Origin of the sequence: Allobosea sp., from assembly GCF_035944895.1 — a bacterium.
Taxonomy (GTDB): domain Bacteria; phylum Pseudomonadota; class Alphaproteobacteria; order Rhizobiales; family Beijerinckiaceae; genus Allobosea.
This window is the reverse complement of sequence record NZ_DASZAT010000010.1, coordinates 228,744-246,325: the sequence shown is the minus strand read 5'-3', so window position 1 is coordinate 246,325 and position 17,582 is coordinate 228,744. Positions and strand designations below refer to the sequence as shown.

The window sequence follows — 17,582 nt, the reverse complement described above, 5'->3', positions numbered from 1 at the left end:
GATGGTGCACGATTCATCAACGATGATCGGTGCTATCTGCGGCGGATGAGTTGGGTGGGTGCGCGGCAGCGATGGCTGCCGCGGCGCCCTTTTATGCGTCGGAGCCAGAGCACCGGCGCGCAAGATGGTGGAGCGCTGATTGATGGCGACCAAAGTGAGCGAGCGGGACAAGTCCGAAGCGGGTTCCCCGGAAGCGCCCCCGAGCACGGACAGCCCGCTCCTCGATCTGACCGATCAGGCCGTCAAGCGGATGATCAAGCTCGCCAAGAAGCGCGGCTATGTCACCTATGACGAACTGAACGAGGTCCTGCCTTCGGAGGAATTCTCCTCCGAGCAGATCGAGGACGTGCTCGGCCAGCTCAGCGAGCAGGGCATCAATGTCGTCGACAATGAGGATCCGGAAGCGGCCGGCGAGGAGCGTGCGGCCCGCGGCAAGGATGGCGAAGAGGACGAGGCCGAGGGCGGCGACATGGTCGAGGCGCAGCGCTCGGCGCTGCCGGTCGAGACCAAGCGCAATCTCGAGCCGACCGAGCGCACCGACGATCCGGTCCGCATGTATCTGCGCGAGATGGGCTCGGTCGAATTGCTCTCGCGCGAGGGCGAGATCGCGATCGCCAAGCGCATCGAGGCTGGCCGCGAGGCGATGATCGCCGGGCTCTGCGAGAGCCCGCTGACCTTCCAGGCGATCATCATCTGGCGCGACGAGCTGATGGAGGGCAAGGTCCTCCTGCGCGACATCATCGACCTCGAAGCGACCTATGCCGGCCCCGACGGCAAGAACCCCGAGCAGATGGCGGGCGAGGGCGAGGAAGGGGCCGAGGCAGCCGAAGAGGCTGCGCCCGAGGGCGAGACCCCGCCCGAGGGCATGGACGACGACGACATGGAGAACAACGTGTCGCTCTCGGCCATGGAAGCCGAGCTGAAGCCGCGCGTGCTCGAGACCTTCGACTCGATCGCCAGCAACTACACCAAGCTGCGCCGCCTGCAGGACCAGGACATCGCCGGCCGGCTGGAGAATGCCAAGCTCTCGCCGTCGCAGGACCGCAAGTACAAGAAGCTGAAGGACGACATCATCGTTTCGGTGAAGTCGCTCTCGCTCAACAACAACCGCATCGAGGCGTTGGTCGAGCAGCTCTACGACATCAACAAGCGCCTGATCTCGCACGAGACCCGGCTGCTGCGTCTGGCTGAGAGCTATGGCGTCGCCCGCGACGACTTCCTGAAGCAGCATATCGGCGGCGAGCTCGATCCGAAGTGGCTGCTGCGCGTCTCCAAGCTCGGCTCGCGCGGCTGGAAGGAGTTCGTCGCGCAGGAGAAGGACCGGATCAAGGACCTGCGCGAGGACATCCATACGATGGCCTCGGAGACCGGCCTGGAGATCCAGGAGTTCCGCAAGATCGTGCTGATGGTCCAGAAGGGCGAGCGCGAGGCCCGGCAGGCGAAGAAGGAGATGATCGAGGCGAACCTGCGTCTCGTGATCTCGATCGCCAAGAAGTACACCAATCGCGGCCTGCAGTTCCTCGACCTGATCCAGGAGGGGAACATCGGCCTGATGAAGGCGGTCGACAAGTTCGAGTATCGCCGGGGCTACAAGTTCTCGACCTACGCGACATGGTGGATCCGGCAGGCGATCACCCGCTCGATCGCCGACCAGGCCCGCACCATCCGCATTCCGGTGCACATGATCGAGACGATCAACAAGATCGTCCGGACCTCGCGCCAGATGCTGCACGAGATCGGCCGCGAGCCGACCCCGGAGGAGCTGGCCGAGAAGCTGGCCATGCCGCTGGAGAAGGTGCGCAAGGTCCTGAAGATCGCCAAGGAGCCGATCTCGCTGGAAACTCCGATCGGCGACGAGGAAGACAGCCATCTCGGCGACTTCATCGAGGACAAGAACGCGATCCTGCCGATCGACGCGGCGATCCAGTCGAACCTGCGCGAGACCACCACGCGCGTGCTCGCCTCGCTCACCCCGCGCGAGGAGCGTGTGCTGCGCATGCGCTTCGGCATCGGCATGAACACCGACCACACCCTCGAAGAGGTCGGCCAGCAGTTCAGCGTCACCCGCGAGCGCATTCGCCAGATCGAGGCGAAGGCGCTGCGCAAGCTCAAGCATCCGAGCCGGAGCCGCAAGCTCCGGAGCTTCCTGGACAATTGATCCGGATATCGAACGGGGCGCTTCGGCGCCCCGTTTCATTTTGGCGAGGCCGGTTCCGTCACCGGCGTCCTGCCGCTCGGGAGTGCCTTAGCGATTGGCGGCCGTGGTCTCGCGATAATCGCTGATCGCATCCATGATGTCCCAGGCCGCGAAGACGACGGGGACGGCCACGCCGCCGGCTCTGGCGAGCGTGACGTTGCGGTTGCGCGCCGCCAGCTCCGCTGTGCGCGTCGCCAGTTGCGCATTGCCTGCGGCTATGCGGCTGGATGCCTTCTCCGCCGCTTTCCTGGTCAGCGTCTGCTGGGCGAGCCGGTTCGACTGCTTGTTGATCTCGCCCTGGACCGAGCGGACGATGTTTTCGGCGTTCGCCGAGTTGGCGAGAGCTTTGTCGAGCACGCGCTGGGCCCCGGTTCCCGCCAGGTCGCTGGCCTTGGCCTTGCTCTTCTCGATCGCAATTCCCGCAACCTGGGCACCGGCGCCGGCGTCCCAATTCTTGATGACCGAATGGGTGACGGAATGAGCGAGGCCGGTGGCTCCGAACGCCGCCGCTCCCGCCCCGGCCTCGACGCCGAGGATCGTCAGGCCGCCGCCCGCGGTCAGCGCGCCGCCGACCAAGGCGGGGGCGACGAAGCCGATGCCGACGACGGCCCCGATCGCGGCGACGCCGATCTGCGCGCCGAGCTTGATGGCGGCGAGATTGTTGATGCCGTCCTGAGTTTCCCGGATGACATCGTTGTTGATGTCCGAGGCGTTCCGGTAAAAATTCTGCATGTCCTTCCGCGCCATGTCGCGGAGCTGGCCTATGGTCGTAACATATCCTTGCGCTGCGCCGGGCCCCTCTTCGGAGAGCTTGCGGACCCAGGTCGACAGAAAGCGCTCATGCATTTCGTTGGTGCGCCGTTCGACTTTCTCCGGAGCGCCTTCCTTTACCACGGCGATGCCGGGCGGCTCCTTCCAGAAGAAGACCGTGTAGATCGCGTTGATGACCTTGCTGTCCCGATAGGTCTCCCATTCGATCCTCAGGGATTGCTGGCTGGCGAGGAGGAGCGCGCAGGAGCGAAAGAACCGGCTGATCGTGTGAAGGTCATAAATAACCACTGAAACATTCTTCTGCATGTTTCCGCCTTTGCTGGAGGTGGCCTGCTGATATCTCGGAGACGCACGGGGCCGTTCCACGGCCCCGTGCGAAGATTGGTCGCGCGCGCTTGGCATCGACCGCAGGCCGCAGGGCGGCATTGGGCTTTCCAGCGCGGTTTTCGACCTGCGACGCCTTGGAAAGGGCAGCAGGAGCCGCCCTTTCCACAGTGATCAGCCTGCCGGCGCGACGAGCATCGTCGTGAGCCGGCGCGCCACCGGCAGGGCCAGCAGCAGGACCGGGAAGGCGATCAGCCAGGACAGGCCCCAGGCGCCGGGCCAACCCTGCAGGAAGGCTGGTGTCGGGCCGAGCACACGCAGGGTCGAGATCCCCGAGACGATCAGCGTCATCAGGCCCGATAGGATCAAGGGGGTGACGAGCGCGCCATAGCGCGCCGGCAATTTGCGGAAAAGGTTCATGGGAACATCCGTAAGGACAGGCCGCGCCGTCATGGCTTCATTGCATCCCGGCGGCATCAGGCCGTGGTGGATGCGTTGCCTGACGTGAGACGCTTACGGCGGTCCCTGGGGACGCAGCGCCGCCCTTACGGTTCGTTTACGCAGGAGGCAAGCAAAATCGGCCCTGGCCGCCACAGTTCTGCTAAGGTCACCCCGACAATCGGGGTTTCCCTTGCGGGTCTTCCCTTGGAGGAGCAGAGATGGCCGGTATCCCGAGCGCCGACGAGATCGAAGCCGCCAAGGCGGCGCTGCAGGCGAATCTGCCGCCACAGGCGAAGAAGCAGGAAGAAGAAGGTTCGGGCGCCGCCGAGATCGTCGACGGCGTTCTCGATCTCGCCAGCAATGTCTCGATCGAGGCGGTCGGCGTGGCGGTCAAGGCCGTCGGGACCGTGATCGAAGGCGCCGGGACCGCCGTGGTCGCGACTGGCGAAGCCGTCGTGACGGTGATCGGCGGCATCTTCGAGGGGCTGGGCTAGCAAGGCGCCCGAGACAGGGATATCGATGCGGCTCCGGCAGCGTCGCTGGAGCTGGAGTGAAGCTGTGTCCCTCGAATTCCTGCTGACCTCGCTGATCATCGTCGCCTCGCCCGGAACGGGCGCGATCTACACCATCGCCGCCGGGCTGACGCGCGGGGCCAAGGCCAGCGTGCTCGCCTCCTTCGCCTGCACGCTCGGCATCGTACCGCATCTGATCGCCGCGATGATGGGCCTTGCGGCGCTGCTGCATGCCAGCGCGCTCGCCTTCTCGATCGTCAAATATGCCGGCGTCGCCTATCTGCTCTGGATGGCCTGGCAGACGCTGAAGGAGCAAGGCGCGCTCAGCGTCGAGACCGCGGCCGACAAGCGCTCGGCCTGGCGCGTGCTGGTCGACGGCCTTGCCCTCAACGTGCTCAATCCGAAGCTGTCGATCTTCTTCGTCGCCTTCTTGCCGCAGTTCATCGCTGCCAATGAGGCGAGCCCGATGGCGCGCATGCTCGAGCTCTCGGGCGTGTTCATGGCGATGACCTTCGTCGTCTTCGCGCTCTACGGCCTGTTCGCCGCGGCGATGCGCGACAAGGTGGTGAGCCGGCCGGCGGTGATGGCCTGGCTGCGGCGCACCTTCGCGGCGGCCTTCGTCGCGCTCGGCGCCAAGCTGGCGCTGACCGAGCGGTAATGGCTGGCAAGCAGACCCGCCTTGCGATCGAGACGCGCGGGGCGGGGCTCTACGAGTTCACCGATGCGGTCGCTCGCTTCGTGCGCGAGGCAGCGGTCGAGGCCGGCCTGCTGACGCTGTTCGTGCGCCACACCTCCTGCTCGCTGCTGATCCAGGAGAATGCCGATCCGGATGTGCGGCGCGACCTTGCCGCCTTCTTTGCGCGCCTCGTGCCGCCGGCGGACGATCCGGCTATGGCCTACCTCACCCATCGCGCCGAAGGCCCGGACGATATGCCGGCCCATATCAAGGCGGCGGTGCTGCCGGTCTCGCTGTCGATCCCGGTGAGCGGCGGGCGACTGGTGCTCGGCACCTGGCAGGGCATCTACCTGTTCGAGCACCGCACCAGCCCGCACCGGCGCGAGGTCGTGCTGCATCTCGCCTGAGCCGTCAGCCACTGGCCGGGCGGTGCAAAAGCCGCATGAAGCTGCCGTAGCAGTCGTGCAGATCCTGCGGTGACAGGCCGAGGTCGAGCTGCTGGAAGCCGATATAGGCGGCGTATTCGACGCGGGCGAGCGCGAGGGCTTCCTCCGCTGTGAAGCGCCCGCTCTCGCCATGCAGCATCTCCAGATAGGCGACGCGCTCGCGGTCGACTTCGGCGCAGGTCGTCGCGACGCCCGGATCGAGCTGGGCGAGCCGGCGCATGCCTTGCTCGACACGAAAGTCGAGCGCGAGCGCCATCCTGTCCAGCGCGATCAGGCGGTCCTGTGTCGGCACGCCGTTCTCGACCTCCTGCATCAGCCGAAGCGTGTAGGTCTCGCGCCAATGTGCGGCGAGCGCGGCGAGAAAGGCCTCGATCGCCGGGAAATGGGCATAGAACGAGCCCTTGGTCTTGCCGGCACGGCGGCAAAGCGCCTCGATGGTCAGCCCTGCCGGCCCCTGCTCGGCGAGGGCATCGAGGCCGAGCGCAAGCCAATCGTTCAGGCGGAAGCGGCGCGGCGCAGGGGAGGTCACGACCACAGGCCGATCGCTCCGCTGAGGGTGATCGCGGCGAACAGCGCCCATTGCGGGAAATGCGCGATCCGCAGGCGGAACAGCCCGATCATGCCGAGGCTCCAGAGGCAGAACAGCGCAGCTCCGGCAGTGGCGAATAGAGCGAGGTCGCGGCTGCCATGGCCGGTCGCGACGAGGCCGAAGGCGAGCGCCAGCGCGGCGAGCACGATCGTCACCAGATGCCAGCAATAATACATGGTGAATTTCGGCACGGCGTGCAGCCGCTCGGCCGCGAGCAAAGGCGCGGCGACATGCCGGCCGCCCAGAACTGCGTGGATCAAGGTCGTGGCAGCCGCGAGTGCGGCAGCAAGGGCGAGCCAAGCGTTCATAGGTGCCTCGTGATTAGTACAATACCGTATGGTATTATTGATGGAAAAAGCAAGCCGCCGCCTGTCTTGGGCGGTTGCAGGGGAGGGAAGGGCAAAGCTGGGAGCCGTGGGAGCGGATGCACGGAGGTGCCGCCGTTCACCGCCCGGCGTAATATTCGGGCTCGGGCGGTGGCTCCCAGGACTGGCCGGTGGCGATCAGGCAGCTGATGCCGTCGGGCAAGGTCGCAAACACGGTGAAGGAGCCGTTCGGAGAGGCGAAGAGCTCGATCACGCTGCCATTGGCGGCGAGGCCGTAGCCGATCCGGCGTTCGCCATAGAGTTCATGCAGCTGGGTCGTCGCCATGCTGCGCTCGGCGCAGGGAACGCCGGCGGGTACCTGGGCTTGGACGGTGCCGGATGACAGCGGCAAGGCCAGCAGGATCGGCAAGCAGGATTTGAGGAAGCGCGTCATGGCTGCTCCTGCGACAGAGCGGGCCAAGGCGGGCACGACGGGCGGACGGGCTCGGCTTTTTCGCCCTGTCTGACTAGGACATGGTGACGCAGGCATCCCTGCGCTAGGGGCGAGGAACGCGATAGGGGATTCCTTGGACGCGAATGCCCATCGCTCTTCGCGTGCCCCGCCTCTTGGCCAAGCGGGCCGCATCTGCGCTATACAGCGCCGGTCACACGGAGCGCGCCATGTCTTTCCTCAAATCCCTGTTCGGCCGCAAGGATGCCAAGCCGGCTACGCCCGCCGGACCGCTGAAGACCATCGAGTACAAGGGCTTCACCATCCACGCCACGCCGTTCCCGGAGGGTGGGCAGCAGCAATTGTCCGGGGTGATCGAGAAAGAGATCGACGGCGAGGTGAAGAGCCATCGCTTCATCCGGGCTGACCGCTTCCCGGGCGCCGACGAGGCGGCCGATTTCGCGATCGTCAAGGCCCGGCAGCTGATCGACGAGCAGGGCGAACGCCTGTTCAAATAGGATTTCGGGTATTCCCTGTTCTAATCATGGAAGTTGTTTCAAAATTCATTGGCTCAGTGCTGGTTCAAAATTTTAAATCTGCGCATCCATTACGGTTTCCTTTGGGTATTGCGCAAATTTGAATCAATTAATACGAGCTTTGTCGCTGTTTTTCGTCCCCGGAAAAGCGGCTATTGCGTTACGGGATTAGATTCGCCGTCGCCATTTAAAACTTTATTCGGTTTTTCCAGCTTTGATGTCGTCACGTTGTTCGCCGTGTCGAGATCGCCCGCATGCCTCCCAATCCCCCCGGCAATCAGAAGCCGGACGAGTCTGCGAGTGTGCGAGGCGCCGCCGCCGATGACGGCTGGTTCCGGCAGGTCGTGGCGCAGTTGCCGCTCGCGCTCTATGCGACGGATGCCGACGGGGTCGTGACCTATTTCAATCAGGCGGCTGCCAGGCTCGTCGGGCGGCAGCCGCAGCTCGGGCACGACCGCTGGTGCATCACCCATCGTCTCTTCCATATCGACGGTTCGCCGCTGGCGCATGAGGACTGCCCATTGGCCGTGGCGCTGCGCGAGGGGCGCGCGGTTCGCGGTATCGAGGCACTGGCCGAGCGGCCCGATGGCAGCCGCGTGCGCTTCATGCCGCTGCCGACGCCGCTCTACGATGCGCAGGGCAAGCTCACCGGCGCCGTCAACGTGCTGGTCGATGTCAGCAGCGGGCCGCAGGTCGGGGCGGATGCGGTATCGTTCGCTCATCACCTCGCCGAGGATCTCTCAGCCGCGATCGCGCAGAAGCAACTGCATTTGCACTATCAGCCGGTCTTCTCGGCGGGCGGCAATCTGACAGGCTTCGAGGCGCTGGCGCGCTGGGTCCATCCCGAGCGCGGCGTGATCCCGCCATCCGAATTCATCCCGGCGGCGGAGGAGAGCGGGCTGATCCTGCCACTGGCGCGCGAGCTGCTGGTTCAGGCCTGCACCGAGGCGGCGAGCTGGGCAAAGCCGCTGCGCATCGCCGTCAACGTCTCGCCCCTGCAATTCCGCCATGGCGACCTGCCGGGGCTGATCGACGAGGTGCTGGTCGAGACCGGGCTGGAGCCGGAGCGGCTTGAGCTCGAGATCACCGAAGGGGTGATGATCACCGATTTCGACCGCACCATGCTGGTGCTGCACCGGATCAAGGCGCTCGGCGTGCGCATCGCGCTCGACGATTTCGGGACAGGCTATTCCTCGCTCTCCTATCTGCACATGTTCCCGCTCTCGACGCTGAAGATCGACCGCAGCTTCGTCGCCAATCTCGGCGTCGCCTCGGAGGCCGCGGCGATCACGCGCGCCGTCATCGCGCTCGGCCATGCGCTCGACATCGAGGTGGTGGCCGAGGGCGTCGAGACGCGCGAGCAGCTCGACTTCCTGATCGACGAGGGCTGCAACTACATGCAGGGCTATATGCTCGGCCGCCCGCTGCCAGCCGAGCAATATGCCGACCTGACCGGCCGCAAGGGCTGAGCTAGCCCCGCCCGGCGCCAGTCTGCAATTCGGCGAACAGGGCCTCTCCGCTCCAGTTCGCCTCGCCTGCTTCCGCCGCCTTGATCAGCGATATCAGGAGCGCATTGACCGGCGCCCGCTGGCCGAGCCGCTCTGCCAGCCTGACCACCTCGCCATTGATCCAGTCGACCTCTGTCCTGCGCCCGGCGGCGAGATCGTCGGCCATTGAGGAGCGCGCCGACGGATCGATCGCCAGCATCTTGCGGGCGAGCCGGGCGAAGAGCGCGTCTGGCAGGCGCAGCAGCGCCGGGATCCAGCTTGCCGGCAACGGCGTCAGCCGCGCGGGCCGTATCTCCGCCTGCTTCAGCAAGGCGAGTGCTTCGGTCTGCGCCAGCGCTAGGCAGCGGCGATAGGCGCGCTGCGCCAGTTCCTGCTGCAAGGGCAGGCCGGAGAGGGCGTTGACGGCGTTGTTGAGGTTAAGGAGCAGCTTGGCCCATTGCACCGGCAGCATGTCGGGGTGCTGGCGCAGGACGAAACCGGCGCGAGTGAAATCGCTGAGGAAAGGCGCGAGCGCGGCTGCGTCCTCGACCTCGGGCTCGCCTTCCGACGCCTGATGGAAGGCACCAGCGCCACGCCTGATGACATTGAAGGGCACCATGCCTGCGAGCACGCTGCGGCCGGGCAGGGCGGCGCGCAGCACATCCGCATTGCCGATGCCGTTCTGGAAGCTGATCACGATGGCGTTCGGAGCAGCCAGGGCGGCAAGCTCTGCCGCGGCTTGCGCAGTCGAGCCCGATTTCACGGTGACGAGGATGAGATCGGCCGCCGCGGCGGCAGCCGGCTCGGTCGAGAAGGCGATGGTTTCTGGCGGAACGCGCCAGTCGCGGCCGTCATAATGCGTCAGCCTCAGGCCATGCTGCCGGAGTTCATCGCCAACGCCCGGGCGGCCGATGAAACCGACCTCCGCGCCGCCGGCGGCGAGCCGCCCGCCGAGATAGCAGCCGATCGCGCCGGCGCCGTAGATTGAGATCCTCGCCATCACCCCTCCAGTCGGGTGCCGAGCATGCCGTGGCCCCTACGCGATGCAAGTCGAACGAAGAAGCGAGCCGCCGCCGACCCCCCATCCGCGCCGCATCGGCCCATCGCCCATGCGCTTGTGGCGAACAGGCGTGCTGCCTAATGCTCAGGCACGGAGAAGAACTTTCTCCGACCGCATGGCGAGGAAACATGAACGCCCAGGATGCGCGCTATGCGCCGGATTCTGCCTATGCCTGGATGAGGCTGGGACTTGCCCTGCTGGTCGGGACGATCGCCTGCGTCGGCTCCTGGTCGGCGGTCGTGGTGGTGACGGCGGTTCAGCAGGAATTCGGCGTGCTGCGCGCCGATGCCTCGCTGCCCTACACCTTTGCGATGATCGGCTTCGGCGTCGGCAACATCGCTATGGGCCGATTGGCCGACCGCGTCGGCATCGTCTGGCCGATCGTATTGGGCGCGGTGCTATTGTGCAGTGGCTATGCGCTTGCCTCGGTCGCCGGCTCGCTCTGGCAGTTCGCGCTGGCGCATGGCTTCCTGATCGGGCTCGGCGCCGCGACCGGATTCTCGCCGCTGATCGCCGATCTCTCGCACTGGTTCCGGCGCTATCGCGGCCTTGCCGTCGTGTTCGGGGCGTCGGGCAGCTATCTCGCCGGCATGTTCTGGCCGCAGCTGATCAACTGGGGCGTCGAGACCTATGGGCTGCGCACGACGCATCTGTGGCTCGGCATCGCGGCGTTCGTCGTGATGATGCCCCTCGCGCCGCTGTTCCGGCGCCGGCCGAACGCGGCGAGCATCGCCGCGGCGGAGGCGGTGAGCGCCGGGGCGCGCGGCAGCCTCGGATTGTCACCGAACCAGCTGCAACTGCTGCTGGTCGTCGCAGGCTTCTGCTGCTGTGTCGCGATGTCGATGCCGCAGGTCCATATCGTCGCCTATTGCAGCGACCTCGGCTATGGCGTCGCCCGCGGCGCCGAGATGCTGACGGTGATGATGGCGCTCGGCATCGTCAGCCGGATCAGCTCGGGCTTCGTCGCCGACAAGATCGGCGGCACGGCGACGCTCGCCCTGTCCTCGGTGATGCAGGGCATGGCGCTCTTCCTCTATCTCTGGTTCGACGGGCTGAGCTCGCTCTTCATAGTCACCGGCATCTTCGGCCTGTTCCAGGGCGGGATCGTGCCGATGTATGCGGTGATCATCCGCGACTACATGCCGCCGCGCGAGGCGGGCGTGCGCATCGGCGTGGTGATGTCGGCGACGGTCTTCGGCATGGCCTTCGGCGGCTGGGTTTCAGGCCTGATCTTCGACGCGACCTCGTCCTACAGGCTCGCCTTCCTCAACGGCCTCGCCTGGAACCTGATCAACCTCTCGATCGTCTGCTGGCTGATGCTGAAGGCGCGGCCGAAGCTGGCGGCGGCTTGATCAGGCGGGCTTGTCGCCCGGCCGGTACGTCCCGAAGCACCAGACATGGCCTTCCGGGTCCTTGCAGATGAAGTCGCGGCTGCCATAGGGCTGGTCGGTCGGTTCCATGCAGATCTCCGCTCCCGCGGCACGGGCGCGCTCGCAGAGCGCGTCGATCCCCGTCGTCGCGATATAAGGCGAGGCGGTGGTGCCGCCGAGCTCGGCCGGGCGCGAGACCAGCTTGCCGAACTCGTTGTTCTCGGATGAGCCGAGCATGACGAAGCTCTCGCCCATGCGTAATTCGCCATGGAGCAGGGTCTTGCCGTCGTCGGAATAATAAGCGGCATGCTTCTCGAAGCCGAAGGCCGCGATCAGCCAGTCATACATGCGGGGCGCATCGGCATAGCGCAGCGAGATGCAGATCATCGGTGGCGGGCTGGACATCGCGCTTCCTCCTGCCCTGAACGGCTTGACGCAGCATGCAGGCTCGCCAAGCTGCACTCAACCTCCCAGGGGCGAACCCATGCTGCAATTCGAGCGTCGCCATGAGCGGCTGGTCCCGATACGGCGCTTCGCGCTGCGCATGGGCCGGGCGATGCTGCTCTGGATGGGGCTCACCGTCGTCGGGCTCGGCATCGGCATGATCGGCTATGCCGCGAGCGAAGGCATGAGCGGGGTCGATGCCTTCGTCAATGCGGCCATGATCCTCTCCGGCATGGGGCCGGTCGCCGAACTCAAAACCGCAGACGGTAAGCTCTTCGCCGGCTTCTATGCGATCTTCTCAGGCCTGTTTGTGGTGATCGCCACCGGCTTCGTGCTGGCGCCGATCCTGCATCGTGTGCTCCACTCCTTCCATATCGAAGAGGGGAAGGCCAACGATGACTGAGCCCGGCGTGAAACCTGCCGAAGAACCCTGCGGCACCCTGACCGTTCGCACCATCGCCATGCCGGCGGACACCAACGCCAATGGCGACATCTTCGGCGGCTGGGTGATGTCGCGCATGGACCAGGCCGGCGGCATCGCCGGGGTCGACCGGGCGCAGGGGCGCGTGGTCACGGTCGCGGTCGAGGCGATGACCTTCATCCGCCCGGTCAAGATCGGTGACGTGCTCAGCGTCTACACCTCGGTGAAATCGGTCGGGCGGACCTCGATGAAGATCCAGGTCGAGGCCTGGGCCAGGCGCTTCCGCACCACGCTGCACGAGAAGGTCACCGACGCGACCTTCACCTTCGTCGCGATCGACGATGACGGCAAGCCGCGTCCCGTGCCGCCGCTGTCGGCGGGGTAGGGGACGACGCCGCAATTCCTAACGAGCCGTGAAGAGGCTCGATCGGCGAGTGATTCAGAAGAATCCGGCAACTTAAGCGTTCTTTAAGCGGACCTCCGCAATTCTGCCGCAGATCGGTCCATCGGGGCCGGTCTGCCAGGGGCTGGGAGGTCCTGCATGATCGGCCGCCGTCATCCGTCGGCGCATGAAGCATGGCTCGCGCCGTCGCCGCATCGAGGCGCCGCGCCGACGAGCCGCTGTCGCTCATCATCACGATCATTTCCATTCCGCGGCTGACCCTCGTCGGCTGCTAGCCCATGTCCGCGTCCGACCTCGGCCAGCGCCGCGCTGCCGGGAATGCCTTCAGGAGTACCGCGTCAATGTCGAAGACTGAAAAGCCTGCGCGCCAGAAGGGCTCGCGCATCGGGATCGCAGCGCGGATCTATGCCGCGCTCGGCGTCCTGACGGTGTTGACGATCGCGGCCTCGCTGGTCGCCTGGTTCTCCTATGGCAGGGTCGGCAGCACAGTCGCCGAGATGGTCGAGCGCAAGATGCCGGTGGTCGAGCTGGCGCTCGAGCTGTCGCAGGCTGCCACCGCCTCGACTGCGCTGGCGCCGCGCTTCATGGAAGTGCAGACGGTGCGCGAGCGCGCTGCGCTGACCGGCGAGTTCGACAAGGTCGAGGCCCGGCAGTTCGACCTCGTCCGCAAGATCGGCGAGCAGGGCAATGTCGACAACAAGAAGGCGCAGGCCGCGCTCGACAATCTCTCGCGCCAGATCAACGACATCAACGACCTGACCGGCGAGCGCCTGCGCAACGCCTCCGAAGGCGCCGCGGCGCTGGAGAGGCTCGGCGGCGCCTATGAGGCCTTCGTCAAGGCCGCCAGCGGCGAGGCCGAGCAGGCCAAGTTCGCGGTGACCTTCGGCCTCGACGATCTCGCCGTACTCTCCGGCGAGGCGCTGACCGGTGCGGTCAAGACGCTGATGGATCGCGACTTCGCGATCTTCGACCTGGCCCGCACCCTGCAGGCCAATGTCAACGAGATGGTCGGCGTGCTGCGCGAGATCGCCCAGATCAACGACAAGGAAAAGCTGAGCCTCGCCCGCGAGCGCTTCAACGGCATCGCCTACCGGCTGCGGACGCTGCTCGCCGACGCCGAGAAGATCACCGCCAACAAGGCGCGGGCCAAGACGGTCGAGGACCTGATCGGGATCGGCGAAGGCAGCGACGGACTGGTCGACATCCGCAACCGTGACATCACCACCCGCGAGGGAATCAACCGCGGCCTCAAGGAGATCGATCAGGCGGCGGCGCAGCTGCGCCGCGAGGTCGATGCGCTGGTGCAGGGCGCGCGCGGCGAGGCGCAGGCCGCCGTCGGCTCGACGAAAGAGCTGATCGAGACCAGCAAGCTCTGGCTCGGCATGATCGGCCTCGGCTCGCTTCTCGTCGCTCTGGCGCTGTCGCTGTTCTATGTCCGGCGCCAGATCGTCGGCCGCCTCAACAAGCTCTGGGCCGCGACCAAGGCGATCGCCGACGGACAGCTCGAGACGGCCGTCGACACCAAGGGCAGTGACGAGATCGCCGACATCTCGAAGAGCGTGCTGCTGTTCCGCGACAATGCGGTGGCGCTGCGCGCCGCCGAACTCGCCAAGGTCGAGGATGAGGAGCGCGCCCAGGAGCAGCGCCGCCAGATGATGGCCGAGCTCGGCGAAGCCTTCGGGGTCGTCGTCGCCGCAGCGGCGCAGGGCGATTTCAGCCGCCGGGTCGACGCGACCTTCGCCGATGCCGAGCTCAATGCGCTGGCAGCTTCGGTCAACGAGCTGCTGGAGACGGTCCAGGCCGGCCTGTCCGAAACCTGCGAGGTCCTCGGCCATCTCTCGGACGGCCATCTGGTCGCCCGCGTCGAGGGCCGCTACCAGGGCGCCTTCGCCGAATTGAAGAACGGCACCAATAGCCTCGCCGGCGAGTTCGAGAGCACGCTGGCACGCCTCTCCGAGACCGTCTCGGCCGTGCGCAGCGCGACCAGCGAGATCCTCGACGGCGTCACCGACCTTGCCGAGCGTACTTCCGAGGAGAGCAACGCCGTCTCGGTCGCTACCAACCAGCTCGGCGCCTTCGCGACCAATGTCCAGAAGACCGCCAAGGATGCCGCCGCCGCTGTCGGCATGGCCCAGAGCGCCGAGGAGCGCGCCCAGCAGGGCGAGCAGGTCGTCGCCTCGGCGCTGGAAGCGATGCAGCGCATCCGTACCTCTTCCAGCAAGATCTCGGAGGTGATCTCGATGATCGACGAGATCGCCTTCCAGACCAACCTGCTGGCGCTGAACGCAGCGGTTGAAGCGGCTCGCGCCGGCGATGCCGGCAAGGGCTTCGCGGTGGTCGCCAGCGAGGTGCGCAGCCTCGCCAAGCGTTCGGCCGATGCCTCGAACGACGTCAAGAAGCTGGTCGAGGCCGCCCATGGCGACGTCAAGGTCGGCGTCGGCCTGGTCGAGCAGAGCTCGGCCGTGTTCGGCAGCATCCTGACTTCGGTCAACGATCTCTCGGCGCTGATGAACGGCATCTCGCAGACGGCGCGCGGCCAGGCCAGCGACGTCTCGACGATCAATAAGGAGATCGACGGCATCGGCACCATGGCGCACCAGAACGCCGCGCTGGTCGAGGAGACCAATGCTGCTCTCGCCCTCACCGATGAGCAGACCCGCTCGCTGAAGGAGCACATCTCGCGCTTCAGCTTCCGCGAAGGCGGGGCGGAGCACGATCACGAGCAGGCGCGGGCCGCCTGACGCACGACGTCATCGCCGGATATCCCGACGCCCTCCGCCGCAAGGCGGGGGGCGTTGCGTTTGGGGCGGCTTGTCGCGAGATGGTGCGATATTTATCTTAGAATCATTCTAAGGAGATTGCGATGCTATCCTCGTTCCTGCCCGCCGGCTTCGGTGGCCGGCGCCGCTTCGACAGCCTGAGCGAGCGCGAGATTCTGGCGCTGGCGATCGCCTCGGAAGAGGAGGATGGCCGCATCTACGCCGTCTATGCCGAGAAGCTGCGCAAGGACTATCCGGCTTCGGCGGCGGTGTTCGACGGCATGGCAGCAGAGGAGGACGGGCATCGCCGCCGCCTGCTCGATGATTACCGCCGCCGCTTCGGCGAGGTGGTGGTGCCGATCCGGCGCGAGCATGTCGCCGACTTCTACCAGCGTCGGCCGGTCTGGCTGGTCGAGACGCTCGGCCTCGAGCGCATCCGCGAGGAGGCGGCGGCCATGGAGCGCCAGGCGCGCGATTTCTATGTCGCCGCCGCGGGCCGCAGCACGGATGCGCAGACGCGCAGCCTGCTCGGCGACCTGGCGCGGGCGGAGGCTGGCCACGAGAGCAAGGCGGAGGAACTCGCCGAGGACCATCTCAAGGGCGAGGCCGGCTCGACGGAGGACGCGGCCGCGCACCGGCAGTTCCTGCTGACCTGGGTCCAGCCGGGCCTCGCCGGGCTGATGGACGGCTCCGTCTCGACGCTGGCGCCGATCTTCGCCACGGCGTTCGCGACGCAGAACCCGTGGACAACGTTTCTGGTTGGTCTCTCGGCTTCGATCGGCGCCGGCATCTCGATGGGCTTCACCGAGGCGGCGCATGACGACGGCAAGCTTTCCGGCCGCGGCTCGCCCTGGAAACGCGGGTTGGCTTCGGGCGTGATGACCGCGCTCGGCGGCCTCGGCCATGCCTTGCCCTATCTGATCCCGTCCTTCTGGACGGCGACAGCGATCGCGCTCGTGGTGGTCTTCATCGAGCTCTGGGCGATCGTCTGGATCCAGAACCGCTACATGGAAACGCCTTTCGCCCGCGCGACCTTCCAGGTCGTGCTCGGCGGCGCGCTGGTGCTGGCGGCGGGGATCCTGATCGGCGGGGCGTGAGGGGCGGTTTGGTGGGCCGGGCCGGACTCGAACCGGCACCGGCGCTGTTATGAGCAGCGAGCTCTAACCATTGAGCTACCGGCCCGCGGCAGGCCTAGCATCAGCGGGGCGCAGCGGCAACGGCCCTGCGAGCCCGGAGGCCGCTCGCGCAGGACGACTAATGCACGACTTCCACAACCAGACTTGCCAGCCCGCCCTCAATCGCTAGCTTTGGCGCGATGATTGTCGCGCCGGTTCTGCCGGCGTTTGCCCGACCGCCCCCAAGAGGCGGCGAGGTTCAATCGTTTCAAAGGGAGGAAATCCGATGACGAGACTGAGCAGTGCAGCTTTGTGTCTCGCAGTCGCGACGGTGCTGTCCGCGCCGGCCGCTGCTGCCGAGATGCGTCTGATGACCGGGCCGCAGGGCGGCGTCTGGGTGCCCCTGGGTGGGCAGCTCAAGGACATGTGGGAGAAGGCTGTTCCCGGCCTTGCCGTGCAGTCGCTGCCGGGCGCCGGCATCGCCAATGTCCGCGCGATCGAGGACGGCAAGGCCGAGGTCGGCTTCGGCAACTCGATCTCGACGGTCGACGGGCTCGCCGGCAATGCGCCGTTCCCGAAGAAGCACGAGAACATCTGCAACATCGCCTCGCTCTACCCGCAGTATTTCCAGATGCTGGTGCCGGCCGATTCCGGGATCAAGACGGTCAAGGACCTGAAAGGCAAGGCGATCACCACCCAGCCGCGCGGCAACACCGGCGAGCTCATTACCGGCCAGCTGCTGAAGGTGCACGGGATGAGCTATAGCGACGTCAAGGTCTCGTTCGTCTCCTATACGGACTCCGTCGAGCAGGTGAAGGACGGCCATGCCCAGGCGTTTTCGCTCGGCACGGCCATCCCCTCCGGCGCGGTGATGGATCTCGCCTCGGCGCGCGACGTCAAGCTGCTCGACCTCTCGGCCGATCTCGACGGCATGCGCAAGCTCAACCCCGGCTACACGCTGGTGACGGTGCCGAAAGGCACCTATCCGAAGCAGGCCGAGGACGTGAAGGTGATCGGCTACGCCACCCACATCGTCGCCTCCTGCAAGCTGCCGGCCGACCAGGTCTATGCGATGACCAAGGCGATCGCCGACAACGTCCCGGCGCTGGCGGCGACCAGCAAGACAATGGCCGGCCTGACGCCACAGATCATGGCGGAGGATGTCGGCGTGCCGTTCCATCCCGGCGCGGTGCGCTTCTACAAGGAAAAGGGCATCACCGTCGCCGCCAAGTGAGCGGCTGGCGGCAGCCTTGAGAACCGATCGCTAACCCGGCG

General features: G+C 66.4%; 19 protein-coding genes and 1 tRNA gene. 12 read left to right on the top strand and 8 right to left on the bottom strand.

The genetic code is table 11. The features are described from left to right. The first annotated feature begins 142 nt into the window (after nt 1-142). On the top strand, nt 143-2,158 hold the full coding sequence (gene rpoD, locus VGV58_RS16770) for an RNA polymerase sigma factor RpoD (RefSeq protein ID WP_326875170.1): 2,016 nt from the start codon (nt 143-145) through the stop codon (nt 2,156-2,158). An 87-nt stretch (nt 2,159-2,245) separates the two neighbouring features. Here the strand turns inward: rpoD and VGV58_RS16765 are convergent, their stop codons facing one another. Both VGV58_RS16765 and VGV58_RS16760 read right to left on the bottom strand, forming a co-directional pair. Then, complete coding sequence (locus VGV58_RS16765; RefSeq protein ID WP_326875169.1) at nt 2,246-3,394, bottom strand: hypothetical protein; 1,149 nt, start codon at nt 3,392-3,394, stop codon at nt 2,246-2,248. A gap of 72 nt (nt 3,395-3,466) precedes the next feature. Beyond that, nucleotides 3,467-3,712 (bottom strand): DUF2798 domain-containing protein, encoded by a 246-nt coding sequence (locus VGV58_RS16760; RefSeq protein WP_326875168.1) that lies wholly within the window; start codon nt 3,710-3,712, stop codon nt 3,467-3,469. A 239-nt stretch (nt 3,713-3,951) separates the two neighbouring features. Here VGV58_RS16760 and VGV58_RS16755 point away from each other — a divergent pair, with 239 nt between their 5' ends. The 3 genes from VGV58_RS16755 (at nt 3,952) to VGV58_RS16745 (ending at nt 5,328) form a co-directional block, all read left to right on the top strand. Next, nucleotides 3,952-4,227: a hypothetical protein gene (locus VGV58_RS16755; RefSeq protein ID WP_326875167.1), complete on the top strand. Its 276-nt coding sequence runs from the start codon at nt 3,952-3,954 to the stop codon at nt 4,225-4,227. A 64-nt stretch (nt 4,228-4,291) separates the two neighbouring features. Then, nucleotides 4,292-4,903: a LysE family translocator gene (locus VGV58_RS16750; RefSeq protein ID WP_326875166.1), complete on the top strand. Its 612-nt coding sequence runs from the start codon at nt 4,292-4,294 to the stop codon at nt 4,901-4,903. Continuing rightward, nucleotides 4,903-5,328, top strand: coding sequence for a secondary thiamine-phosphate synthase enzyme YjbQ (locus VGV58_RS16745; RefSeq protein WP_326875165.1), 426 nt, complete (start codon nt 4,903-4,905; stop codon nt 5,326-5,328). Before VGV58_RS16750 ends, VGV58_RS16745 begins: the two co-directional genes overlap by 1 nt. A 4-nt stretch (nt 5,329-5,332) precedes the next feature. Here the strand turns inward: VGV58_RS16745 and VGV58_RS16740 are convergent, their stop codons facing one another. The 3 genes from VGV58_RS16740 to VGV58_RS16730 all read right to left on the bottom strand — a co-directional run bounded on the left by VGV58_RS16740 (nt 5,333) and on the right by VGV58_RS16730 (nt 6,715). After that, nucleotides 5,333-5,896, bottom strand: a complete 564-nt coding sequence (locus VGV58_RS16740) for a TetR/AcrR family transcriptional regulator (RefSeq protein ID WP_326875164.1) — start codon at nt 5,894-5,896, stop codon at nt 5,333-5,335. Continuing rightward, a complete protein-coding gene (locus VGV58_RS16735) occupies nt 5,893-6,264 on the bottom strand; it encodes a hypothetical protein (protein WP_326875163.1) in 372 nt (123 codons plus the stop codon). Before VGV58_RS16735 ends, VGV58_RS16740 begins: the two co-directional genes overlap by 4 nt. Before the next feature lie 136 nt (nt 6,265-6,400). Beyond that, nucleotides 6,401-6,715 (bottom strand): hypothetical protein, encoded by a 315-nt coding sequence (locus tag VGV58_RS16730; protein WP_326875162.1) that lies wholly within the window; start codon nt 6,713-6,715, stop codon nt 6,401-6,403. Between the two features lie 227 nt (nt 6,716-6,942). Here VGV58_RS16730 and VGV58_RS16725 point away from each other — a divergent pair, with 227 nt between their 5' ends. Both VGV58_RS16725 and VGV58_RS16720 read left to right on the top strand, forming a co-directional pair. Further along, nucleotides 6,943-7,230, top strand: coding sequence for an HlyU family transcriptional regulator (locus VGV58_RS16725; protein WP_326875161.1), 288 nt, complete (start codon nt 6,943-6,945; stop codon nt 7,228-7,230). Nucleotides 7,231-7,502: 272 nt separating this feature from the next. Further along, nucleotides 7,503-8,717 carry a putative bifunctional diguanylate cyclase/phosphodiesterase gene (locus VGV58_RS16720; protein ID WP_326875160.1) on the top strand — a complete coding sequence of 405 codons (1,215 nt, stop codon included), beginning with the start codon at nt 7,503-7,505 and terminating at the stop codon, nt 8,715-8,717. A 1-nt stretch (nt 8,718) separates the two neighbouring features. Here the strand turns inward: VGV58_RS16720 and VGV58_RS16715 are convergent, their stop codons facing one another. Further along, nucleotides 8,719-9,735 carry a 2-dehydropantoate 2-reductase gene (locus VGV58_RS16715; RefSeq protein WP_326875159.1) on the bottom strand — a complete coding sequence of 339 codons (1,017 nt, stop codon included), beginning with the start codon at nt 9,733-9,735 and terminating at the stop codon, nt 8,719-8,721. 188 nt (nt 9,736-9,923) lie between these two features. Between VGV58_RS16715 and VGV58_RS16710 the strand changes: the two genes are divergently transcribed. Beyond that, nucleotides 9,924-11,147, top strand: coding sequence for an MFS transporter (locus tag VGV58_RS16710; protein WP_326875158.1), 1,224 nt, complete (start codon nt 9,924-9,926; stop codon nt 11,145-11,147). Here the strand turns inward: VGV58_RS16710 and VGV58_RS16705 are convergent, their stop codons facing one another. Continuing rightward, nucleotides 11,148-11,570 carry a VOC family protein gene (locus VGV58_RS16705; RefSeq protein WP_326875157.1) on the bottom strand — a complete coding sequence of 141 codons (423 nt, stop codon included), beginning with the start codon at nt 11,568-11,570 and terminating at the stop codon, nt 11,148-11,150. Nucleotides 11,571-11,649: 79 nt separating this feature from the next. Here VGV58_RS16705 and VGV58_RS16700 point away from each other — a divergent pair, with 79 nt between their 5' ends. From VGV58_RS16700 to mbfA, 4 genes are all read left to right on the top strand, one after another. After that, nucleotides 11,650-12,012: a hypothetical protein gene (locus VGV58_RS16700; protein WP_326875156.1), complete on the top strand. Its 363-nt coding sequence runs from the start codon at nt 11,650-11,652 to the stop codon at nt 12,010-12,012. Beyond that, nucleotides 12,005-12,415 (top strand): acyl-CoA thioesterase, encoded by a 411-nt coding sequence (locus VGV58_RS16695; RefSeq protein ID WP_326875155.1) that lies wholly within the window; start codon nt 12,005-12,007, stop codon nt 12,413-12,415. The genes VGV58_RS16700 and VGV58_RS16695 overlap by 8 nt, the downstream gene beginning before the upstream one ends. 359 nt (nt 12,416-12,774) lie before the next feature. Continuing rightward, nucleotides 12,775-15,174, top strand: coding sequence for a methyl-accepting chemotaxis protein (locus tag VGV58_RS16690; protein WP_326875154.1), 2,400 nt, complete (start codon nt 12,775-12,777; stop codon nt 15,172-15,174). A 122-nt stretch (nt 15,175-15,296) separates the two neighbouring features. Further along, entirely contained in the window at nt 15,297-16,289 is a 993-nt protein-coding gene (gene mbfA / locus VGV58_RS16685; protein ID WP_326875153.1) for an iron exporter MbfA, read from the top strand. Nucleotides 16,290-16,298: 9 nt separating this feature from the next. Here mbfA and VGV58_RS16680 read toward each other — a convergent pair. Continuing rightward, nucleotides 16,299-16,374 (bottom strand) — tRNA-Ile (locus VGV58_RS16680). Nucleotides 16,375-16,593: 219 nt separating this feature from the next. Here VGV58_RS16680 and VGV58_RS16675 point away from each other — a divergent pair. Further along, entirely contained in the window at nt 16,594-17,541 is a 948-nt protein-coding gene (locus VGV58_RS16675) for a TAXI family TRAP transporter solute-binding subunit (RefSeq protein ID WP_326875152.1), read from the top strand. Nucleotides 17,542-17,582 lie beyond the last annotated feature (41 nt).

Coding starts and splice junctions, on each gene's coding strand:
- VGV58_RS16760 (WP_326875168.1), bottom strand. CDS start 3,712: ATGAACCTTTTCCGCAAATTGCCGGCGCGCTATGGCGCGCTCGTCACC.
- VGV58_RS16730 (WP_326875162.1), bottom strand. CDS start 6,715: ATGACGCGCTTCCTCAAATCCTGCTTGCCGATCCTGCTGGCCTTGCCG.
- VGV58_RS16725 (WP_326875161.1), top strand. CDS start 6,943: ATGTCTTTCCTCAAATCCCTGTTCGGCCGCAAGGATGCCAAGCCGGCT.
- VGV58_RS16735 (WP_326875163.1), bottom strand. CDS start 6,264: ATGAACGCTTGGCTCGCCCTTGCTGCCGCACTCGCGGCTGCCACGACC.
- VGV58_RS16715 (WP_326875159.1), bottom strand. CDS start 9,735: ATGGCGAGGATCTCAATCTACGGCGCCGGCGCGATCGGCTGCTATCTC.
- VGV58_RS16690 (WP_326875154.1), top strand. CDS start 12,775: ATGTCGAAGACTGAAAAGCCTGCGCGCCAGAAGGGCTCGCGCATCGGG.
- VGV58_RS16755 (WP_326875167.1), top strand. CDS start 3,952: ATGGCCGGTATCCCGAGCGCCGACGAGATCGAAGCCGCCAAGGCGGCG.
- mbfA (WP_326875153.1), top strand. CDS start 15,297: ATGCTATCCTCGTTCCTGCCCGCCGGCTTCGGTGGCCGGCGCCGCTTC.
- VGV58_RS16700 (WP_326875156.1), top strand. CDS start 11,650: ATGCTGCAATTCGAGCGTCGCCATGAGCGGCTGGTCCCGATACGGCGC.
- VGV58_RS16720 (WP_326875160.1), top strand. CDS start 7,503: ATGCCTCCCAATCCCCCCGGCAATCAGAAGCCGGACGAGTCTGCGAGT.
- VGV58_RS16695 (WP_326875155.1), top strand. CDS start 12,005: ATGACTGAGCCCGGCGTGAAACCTGCCGAAGAACCCTGCGGCACCCTG.
- VGV58_RS16705 (WP_326875157.1), bottom strand. CDS start 11,570: ATGTCCAGCCCGCCACCGATGATCTGCATCTCGCTGCGCTATGCCGAT.
- VGV58_RS16675 (WP_326875152.1), top strand. CDS start 16,594: ATGACGAGACTGAGCAGTGCAGCTTTGTGTCTCGCAGTCGCGACGGTG.
- VGV58_RS16765 (WP_326875169.1), bottom strand. CDS start 3,394: ATGCCGCCCTGCGGCCTGCGGTCGATGCCAAGCGCGCGCGACCAATCT.
- VGV58_RS16710 (WP_326875158.1), top strand. CDS start 9,924: ATGAACGCCCAGGATGCGCGCTATGCGCCGGATTCTGCCTATGCCTGG.
- rpoD (WP_326875170.1), top strand. CDS start 143: ATGGCGACCAAAGTGAGCGAGCGGGACAAGTCCGAAGCGGGTTCCCCG.
- VGV58_RS16745 (WP_326875165.1), top strand. CDS start 4,903: ATGGCTGGCAAGCAGACCCGCCTTGCGATCGAGACGCGCGGGGCGGGG.